Genomic DNA, 8396 nt, shown 5'->3' on the forward strand with positions numbered 1-8396 from the left:
CAAAAATTATCTGACAGAGGTGGCGCTAGTTACCAGAGGAACTCGGAAACGGCCAACAGAACAAAGAACAGGCCGATGACCGACGATACCTGCGGGTCGATTTCGTCGCCACCATCCCACGTCATCAGCAGGTACGTCACCGCAAGTCCGAGTAAAGCGAACGCCGGGAGTGCCAGATACCACCCGAAGACCGCGGCCGTCGCCGCGAAAGATAGCGGGAAGCTAACGGCGAGGAACCGACTGATACGGTCCGAACCGTATCGCACGACGAAGTTGTCGATGCCCGCCTTGGCGTCGCCCTCCTCGTCGGGGAGATCCTGATAGGAGCTGTTGAGGGGGATAACGACCAGTAACACGGCGACTAACAGCCAGACCTGCTGGGTCGGTGTCTCCGAGATAAGAAGACTACCGAACAGTATCGCGACAGTTCCCAACAGCCCGAAACAAATCATGCCGCTGTACGCGCCGTCTTTCAACCGGAGCGGTGGCAGCGTGTAGACCATGGCCACACCGACCCACGCGAAGATGGCAACGGCGGCCTCGAGCCGGACCACTCCACCGAACAGCGTTCCGAACGTCATCAGCGTGATTCCGGCGACGAGCGCCTGTCGTTCGGAGAGGGTCCCCTGACTGAGCGGCCGGTCCGCGTTCGAGAACTGGTCGGTGTCCATATCAGTCAGGTCGTTGATAAACCACTGCCCCCAGTGGGCGAGCGACATCGAGACGAACCCGGTCACCACGTAGAGCCAGTTAGTCCTCGTCCACGCCGTTGCATCGGCCTGAAAGACGACGCCGACCCCAGTCAGCGTGATGTAGACAAACGTAATCGGAAGCATGGACAGAATCCGGTCTAAGACTGGCGAGAGGTCGCTTCGATACCCGAAGGAGAACACAGCAAGTAACAGGGCAATCGTTACTGTCGCACCGCCTCCCCACACCGACCCCAGAATCGAAGAGGGACCCGGCATAAGCACCACCGCTCCGAACGTCATATTAGTAGTCGCATTTTAATTTCTCTATAATTGTCACGAATAGCCGCCGATACAACGGAAGCGAAACTGGTCTTTGGCCCGGTCAGGTTCGAATCTCGATGGTGTCACACAGTCATGTTTTTTAGCGTGTACTATAAAAGTTAATATTAGATTACATTTCGTAAATTTAATGTGAGAAACAAACCTTCCACTATTTGAACATGTCACAGCAATCAATCGAAGTGAGTGGCGACGCGTACGACAGCGTGAGCGACCGTGCGTTGCATCTGTTCCAGATGTCGAGGCCCATCTGGTGGATTCATATGTTGTTACCGATTACTTTCGCCGTTTTGTACGCTGCTGATTCCCTGAATCAGGTGTTCTCCGTGACGTCGTTCTGGTTTCTCGTCTACTTCTCACTTCCCGGGAATCTCTACGTGTACGGCATGAACGACGCGTTCGACGTCGATACAGACCAGATGAACCCGCGAAAACTGGACGAGGACACCCCCTCCGTCATGTACAAACACGACAAGATCAACATGGCGCTCATCCTGCTGAGTGGGTTGCTTATGGCCTCGGTCGTCCTCCTGTCGACCGATCCACTGGTCCTCGTTCCACTCGCCATACTCGCGAGCGCGGCCATCCTGTACAACGTGCCGCCCATCCGACTGAAGGCCCAACCCTTCATCGACTCGTTTATCACCAGCACCTTGCTGTTGCCCCCCATCGCGGCCTACGCTGCAATCGCAGGAACGCTCCCGCCGCTCGCGATTATCGCCGGCTCGTGGGCATGGGGGATGGGATATCACATCATCGGCGCGATCGAAGACATCGAACCCGACCGCGAAGCGGGCTTGACTACGACGGCCACGTTCCTCGGACGAGAGCGGGCAATCGCCTTCTTCCTCGCCCTCTGGCTGCTCGCGCCGGCGCTGATAGCGCTCGAAAGCCTGCCCGCAGCGGCCCTGATGTCGGTGTTCACCGTCGGGCTCATCTACACGCTCTGGAGCGATAGAGAACTCAAAGACCTCTATCTCGCGATACCGTTCATCAATATAGCTGTGTTCGGCGTGGTCATCATCGGCGGGGTTCTCAAACACGTCTGAGCGGACGACCGGCTGGCGGCGAGATTGGACGGTCCCGGAGGAACGTTCGATACGGTAAGCAAAACGGAGCGCCCACCTGTGTCGGCTCTCGCTACCCGCTATTCGGAGGGCCGTTTGAACGGCAGATACGATTGCCATCGGGTGATTTTACCGTCGCGGGTCTCGATTACGAACACCTGCTGATAGTCCACCTCGGTTTCGTCTATCAGTGTGTGGTGTGTCCGAACTTCGACGACAAACGCGTCCCCATCTTCCCACACGTTCTGAATCGTGAGCCGGGGTTGGGCGATGCTCTCTTCGAGCCCTGATTCGAGTACTCGTCGTACTTCCTCCGGGCCCCGATATTCGTCGTCCGGATAGTGCGGGTCGATATACACGCCCTCTTCGGCCCAGTACTCCGAAGGGGTTACTGGGTCTTTGTCCTCCCAGGCCTCGAATATGCGGTGTACATCGTCTACTGTGAGCTCGTCTGTGGTCGCATCCATTGTTTCAGTCCGGGTAATTGTACATCCAGAACTGGTAAATATATTGTCCATACTGGATGGTATTTTCGGGACAGTTAACGACGGTGGGTGGAGAGCTGACCGAAATACAGCCGCGGTCCGAGCGGAAGCGAGACACTGGTTCGTCATCTTTATCATCCGACATGTGTTGGTTTCTCGTAATGCCGTGTGAAACTGGACAGCGTCAAACGGACAGCAGCGTCATCGACAGCGCGGAAACGCAGAGGAAAAACAGCGGAGAGCGGTGTCGTTCGGCCCGTTCGAGCGGGCTTTTCCTCCCGAACGCGATACACTCCCACAGCACATGAGCGATAGCTATCAGGTGGCAATCGCTGGCGCAGGCCCGGCCGGGGCCCAGTGCGCCCGGGATCTCGTCACGCGTGGGTACGATGTGGTCGTCCTGGAAACAGAGTCCGAGGAGGCCTTCCCGGCACAGAGCGACAAGTCCACCGGTGGAACCTTCGCGTCGATGATGACCTCGTTCGGGGTCCCGGACGACGTGGTCATGCACGGGACGGACTCGGTGGTTTTCGAGTCCCCGAACGAACACTTCGTCAGGGACCAACCGGGCTTCGTGCTGGAATACGGCGATTTCAAACAGTTCCTGGTCGACGACGGCCGAGAGAACGGCGTGGAGTATCGCTTTGACGCACGCGTCCGTGACCCAATCGTCGAGGGCGGGGAGGTCGTCGGTATCAGATACAACCGTGATACGGAACTGTACGCGGACATCGTCATCGACGCGACAGGACCAGCAGCGACGCTCGCGAAGGACCTGGGCGTTGTCGATCTCGAACGCCAGAACCACGCAATCGGGATAGAGTACCTGTTCGAGGGCGTCGATCTGAACTATCCGGGATACGCCGACCTCACCGATTCGATGATGTTACGACTCGATCACACCTACGCACCTGGGGGGTATTCCTGGATTTTCCACACCGGTGAAGACACTGCGAAAGTGGGCGTCTGTTACATCCAGAACGAAAGCTACCGCCAGCATTCGAGCCAAGATCGGACCGTAAACGAGTATCTGGAACACTGGCTCGATACCGATCCGCGCTTTCAGGACGCCAGACGGGTCGCGGATACGCAGGTTCGAGGCTCTGCCCACGTCCAGCCCCCGGAGTCTATGAGCACCGACTCCTTCATCGCGATCGGTGACACCGTCCCGTCGGTCGATCCAGTCTGGGGAGAGGGAATCTACAAATGCATGAAATCGGGTCGTGCAGCGGCCATGACAGCTGACCGGTGCCTCCATGGCTCGGTGGACACATCGGCGCCAGAGACGGCGGTGTACGACGACCTCTGGCACGAGGAGGTCGCCACCCGACAGGACCGCCGTCTGATGATGATGCGGCTGCTGTATCTCGCTCCCAACGACCGATACGATCAGCTCGTCCGGGACCTGAACGAGCTGGATCGCGATATCGTGTCGGACATCAACAAGGGGAACAAGTTCGAGATCGCCAAGCTCCTGTATCCCCGCGATCTCCGCTACCTCTGGAAATACTGGCGAGAGACCTGAAGGGTGAGCCGGAGGTAACGCGGTTACCGTCTCTCCCCGTTTCTATTTGAAGCAGGCTCGCTACGCTACGTGTATCGAACTGTATCGGCTGTCCGGGTGTCCGTACTGTGCGAAGGTGGAGGACGAACTCGACGAACTGGGGCCGGAGTACGAACAGCACGACGTCGTGCCGTTTCGGTTTCTCCGTCGGGACGTGAGAAGGGTGAGCGGACAGTCGGGCGTGCCAGTGCTCGTCGACCCCGGAAACGACGTCTCGGGCATGGCCGAGAGCTGCGATATCGTCGACCATCTCGAACGGACCGACGCCCGAGAGGGCTTCCCGGAACGATCTATTCGTACGCGCCGGCGAGGCCCGCGAAACGCCGATATTTGCGGCCTCACTCGCAGACGCCACCACGCGTCGGTGACCCGATTGCGCGGTCAGTGCCCCCGAGTGTTTCGCCGGACGGTTTTCACGTCCGGCCCGTTAACCAACAACATCCGCTTTTCGCCGGTGTGTTGGTTAACTGGCCGCAGGCAATGTCGACGCCGGTCCGTTGTACCGCCCGTGGACGAGTACCCATAGTACTCACAGCACTCACAGCATCCACAGCACTCACAGCACTCACAGCACCCACAGCACTCACAGTACTCACAGTACATCTAGAAATACTGTGCATTGGTACGATTACAGCAGGACTCATTCTTGAAGTCAGCGCCACTACGGTCCCGACCAGTCGGACTCGACGACCGTCACGAGGGTCGATTCACTCCGTTGAGAGGGAACGGGGAGACACACCCCTCTATCGATGTGTTCATAGGATGGCTGTGTGGCCTCTACTCGACATCGAAAGAGCGGTGAGATACACAGAACAGTCGATACGAGTGGTTAGACTGGTTATCAGGGACGTTACGCAGAGATGGCACTGCGGTACGTGATGAAATTTTGATGGGTCCGTTCGGAACATCTCGAACACATCGATAGAGGGGTGTGTGTGTTGTGTTGTTCTAGAAAACTAGAAAGAAAAGAAATAGCTCCGTTTCGCAACCGCTGCAGAGTCCCACTAGAACGAGTCACGAGCAGAATCTCCGCCCACAGTCCTCCTCGACCGATTACGCTCGCCAGATCACCCCCTCCTCGAATATCCCTCGAACACATCGATAGAGGGGTGTGTGTCTTGCCGTTCTCACTTCGTCGGTGGCTACGGCTACAATGGGGACTTCTTACAGCATCCCCTTCGATATTTGCTCTCTGGAGCGTCTTACGAATAAATACACTTCGACAGGGGTTGGGGAAGACTTTTGGTACCACCATGTCTGGACGTGGATATGGACGCGGACGACTCCGAGCCGACTCGTGATACGTCCGACACGTCGGAGGCGACGGAGACCTCTCAAGCTGAGCTTACTACTTCCGCTTCGGCAGACACAGACTCCACGCGGACGAATTCCTCCTCGTCACGGGAGCCGGCCGAGTCAGACGGGGTCACGGACGAGGGCTCACCCGGTTCCCAGTCGATAGAAGATATGCTGCTAGAGTTCGACGACCAGGAGGGCCTGATACGGGAACGAGCACTCCTCGACCCGAATCACGTGGTCTCCGAAGAGCGAATCGTGGGCCGCGACGAGCAGTTACAGGAGATTACCAAGATGCTCCGTGTTGCGCTCGGTGACAATCGCCCTCCGAATCTCTTCCTGTATGGTCCCTCCGGGACGGGCAAATCTCTCATTACGAAGGCTGTCTGTAACAACATCAGCAAGGTCTGTGAGACCCGGGATATCCGGTTTGGAACGATAGAGGTCAACTGCCAGGACCTCGATACACTCGGCGTCGCCGTGTACGAGCTCGTCAGCCGGGCTGCAGATACAGCCGACGTCGAAATCGAGGTCCCGAAACACGGCGTCGCCACGAAGGAAAAGTGGGACGAACTGTTCCGTATCGTCAATCAGAACTTCGACTCCGTCGTGTTCGTCCTCGACGAACTCGATATGCTCGTGGGGCGCCGAGACAAGCAGGACCCCGCGTTCTCGCGCTTGCTGTACCAGCTCTCGCGAGCCGGGTCCAACGGCGAGCTCGATGCCTACATCTCCGTCGTGGCGATCTCGAACGACACCAAGATGATGGATTCCGTCGGCAGCCGGGCGCTCAGTTCGTTCACTCCCGAGGACGTCCACTTCGACGACTACGACGCGAACCAGCTCCAGTCCATCCTCCGCCGTCGGAAAGATGCGTTCTACGAGGACGTTCTCGACGACGACGTTATCCCGTTGGCCGCCGCATTCGCCGCCCAGACACACGGTGACGCCCGCAAAGCGATCGACCTGATGCGCGTGGCCGGTGAACTCGCTGAACGAGAAGGCGACGATTACGTCCGGGAAGTCCACGTCCGACAGGCACAGGATAAAGTGGAGAAAAACCGGGTGCTAGAGGTCATCCGGGGTATCAGCACGCAAAAGAAGCTCTGTCTCTACGCGACGGCGGCCGTGGCATCCCTGTCGGAGAACGGGTCTGCCCGCAGCACGACCGGGTATAAGGTGTACAAGTTCCTCACCGACTCTATCGGCGCAGATCAGTATCACCAGGAGACGTACGTCAACAAGATGAAGGAGCTCACGACGTACTCCCTCGTGGATTTCGAACGACGCAGCCACGGTCCGAGCTCGGGGATGTTTCTGGAGTTCCAGTTCGGCGAGTCCCCGGAAACGATTCTCGAGACACTGCGTGAGGATTCCCGCATCGATATGGTCTCCGAGGAGGAGGTCAAATCAGTGGTCAGCGCACAGATACGAAACGAGACCTGAAACGCGGGTCCACTCCCTCTCGAAGCGCTGAACCCGCTTCGACTCTCTCACCGGGGACACACCTCTATCGATGTGTTTTTCCGAGTCCTGCGCCGAGATTCGGCCGATTTGTCGTACTGAGTCGACCACACACCTCTATCGATGTGTTCTCGCGAACAGAACTCGGCTTCGAGGCCTCTGTAGCTATCGACCGTACACACCTCTATCGATATGAATATTCGATATAGAGGCACTCTACCGCTGTTTTAACGTATCTGCACCTCCACTTGAAAACTATCCCTGTTACATTGTCAGGCACAGTTGTTCTCCGAGACGAACGACAGGAGACTCCCCTATCGAAGTGTTCCCTTGTCGTTTTCAGCACAAGTGCCCTGCCATCGGGAGAGCCCAGACCCGTGTTACCGGCCGATAGTTCCCTGTCGAGTAATCGGGGCTTCGGGGTTGATACAGAAGGCGACGACAGTTGATCGTTCGGTCGCGGTCACACGGACCTCGCTGTCGGCAGGCACGAGGGCGCTTTCCGTGTAGCCGACTGGCTCGTCCTCGACTGTCACGGCTCCATCAAAGACATATAGGTATGTGACACAGCCGGCTCGCGATGGCAGTGTGACAGTGGCGTCTGGGTCGAGTCGACAGTCATAGAAATGGACGTCGTTACGGACGTACAGCGGCGCATCGCCGTCTTCAGGGCCGAACAAGTACCGCCATTCGTCAGGGGCAGCATCCGGAATCGGTCCGTGCTGGATGTTCGGTTCCAAATTTAGACTGTGTGGCCGAACGAAGATCTGTAACATCCGCAGCGGGGGGTCATCCCCGTAGGTCTCTTCGGCGTGCCAGAAGCCACTGCCGGCGTTCATCACCATCAGGTGCTCGGAGTCCGTGACCAGTTCGTTGCCCTGCCGGTCGTCGTGACGCATCACGCCGTCGGGTACCCACGAGACGATCTCCTCGTTGCGATGCTGGTGCATCCGAATTAGCGTGCCGGGGTCCATGAACGACTCCACGACCGTCGCGAGTGGCCCGTAACCGTGGTCATCGTGTTCCGGAACTGCGTGCCCGGGGAAATTGAGATGAATTCTGAATTTTCCCTGGTTTTGAGACACCTGTGTCCGCGGCGCCGTATATATCGGCGGACCGGCTTCGGTGGGCGGATGTTCGTCCATTCGTCGGACGTACGCGGTCCGCTCGTATATGGGTTCTGAGCAGTGACGTCCCGGCAGTCAGGAACTCAGATTCGGGAAGAGCTCAGGACCGAGTCCCTCGCTCGGACGAACCACAGAGTTCGACGAGAGTTGGCGATACTCCGGCCACTGTCAACCCTTCACGTGTGCGCCGTGTGGGGCCGGCACAGGGCGCCTCTGAGACCGTTCATTTATATACTCCCCTCCCATCGGATATGATGCGAAGGTCGCCCCGGGCAGCGTGCTCGGGTCGACGGCCTGCTGACGCCCTCTGGGTGTCGGCGGGTGTTCGCTTAGAGCGCACGGCCGTCTTCCGACGGCTTCCG

Annotated in this window: 6 protein-coding genes and 1 pseudogene; 4 read left to right on the top strand and 3 right to left on the bottom strand. The window is 58.1% G+C overall.

What is annotated here, in order from left to right:
• Positions 1-29: 29 nt before the first annotated feature.
• Positions 30-992, bottom strand: a complete 963-nt coding sequence (locus tag NDI56_RS17905; RefSeq protein ID WP_310921066.1) for a UbiA family prenyltransferase — start codon at positions 990-992, stop codon at positions 30-32.
• A gap of 200 nt (positions 993-1192) precedes the next feature.
• Between NDI56_RS17905 and NDI56_RS17910 the strand changes: the two genes are divergently transcribed.
• Positions 1193-2080 carry a prenyltransferase gene (locus NDI56_RS17910; RefSeq protein ID WP_310921067.1) on the top strand — a complete coding sequence of 296 codons (888 nt, stop codon included), beginning with the start codon at positions 1193-1195 and terminating at the stop codon, positions 2078-2080.
• A gap of 98 nt (positions 2081-2178) precedes the next feature.
• Here the strand turns inward: NDI56_RS17910 and NDI56_RS17915 are convergent, their stop codons facing one another.
• Complete coding sequence (locus tag NDI56_RS17915; RefSeq protein WP_310921068.1) at positions 2179-2565, bottom strand: nuclear transport factor 2 family protein; 387 nt, start codon at positions 2563-2565, stop codon at positions 2179-2181.
• 322 nt (positions 2566-2887) lie between these two features.
• Here NDI56_RS17915 and NDI56_RS17920 point away from each other — a divergent pair, with 322 nt between their 5' ends.
• From NDI56_RS17920 to NDI56_RS17930, 3 genes and pseudogenes are all read left to right on the top strand, one after another.
• Positions 2888-4108: an FAD-dependent monooxygenase gene (locus tag NDI56_RS17920; RefSeq protein ID WP_310921069.1), complete on the top strand. Its 1221-nt coding sequence runs from the start codon at positions 2888-2890 to the stop codon at positions 4106-4108.
• Between the two features lie 73 nt (positions 4109-4181).
• Positions 4182-4409, top strand: a pseudogene (locus NDI56_RS17925) (glutaredoxin family protein); the annotation flags it as partial.
• Between the two features lie 1205 nt (positions 4410-5614).
• Positions 5615-6889, top strand: coding sequence for an orc1/cdc6 family replication initiation protein (locus tag NDI56_RS17930; RefSeq protein ID WP_310921070.1), 1275 nt, complete (start codon positions 5615-5617; stop codon positions 6887-6889).
• Between the two features lie 398 nt (positions 6890-7287).
• On the opposite strand, the gene NDI56_RS17935 is transcribed toward NDI56_RS17930, so the two are convergent.
• Positions 7288-8052, bottom strand: coding sequence for a pirin family protein (locus NDI56_RS17935; RefSeq protein WP_417936034.1), 765 nt, complete (start codon positions 8050-8052; stop codon positions 7288-7290).
• Between the last annotated feature and the right edge of the window lie 344 nt (positions 8053-8396).

It is taken from the genome of Halomicroarcula saliterrae, assembly GCF_031624395.1.
Taxonomy (GTDB): domain Archaea; phylum Halobacteriota; class Halobacteria; order Halobacteriales; family Haloarculaceae; genus Haloarcula; species Haloarcula saliterrae.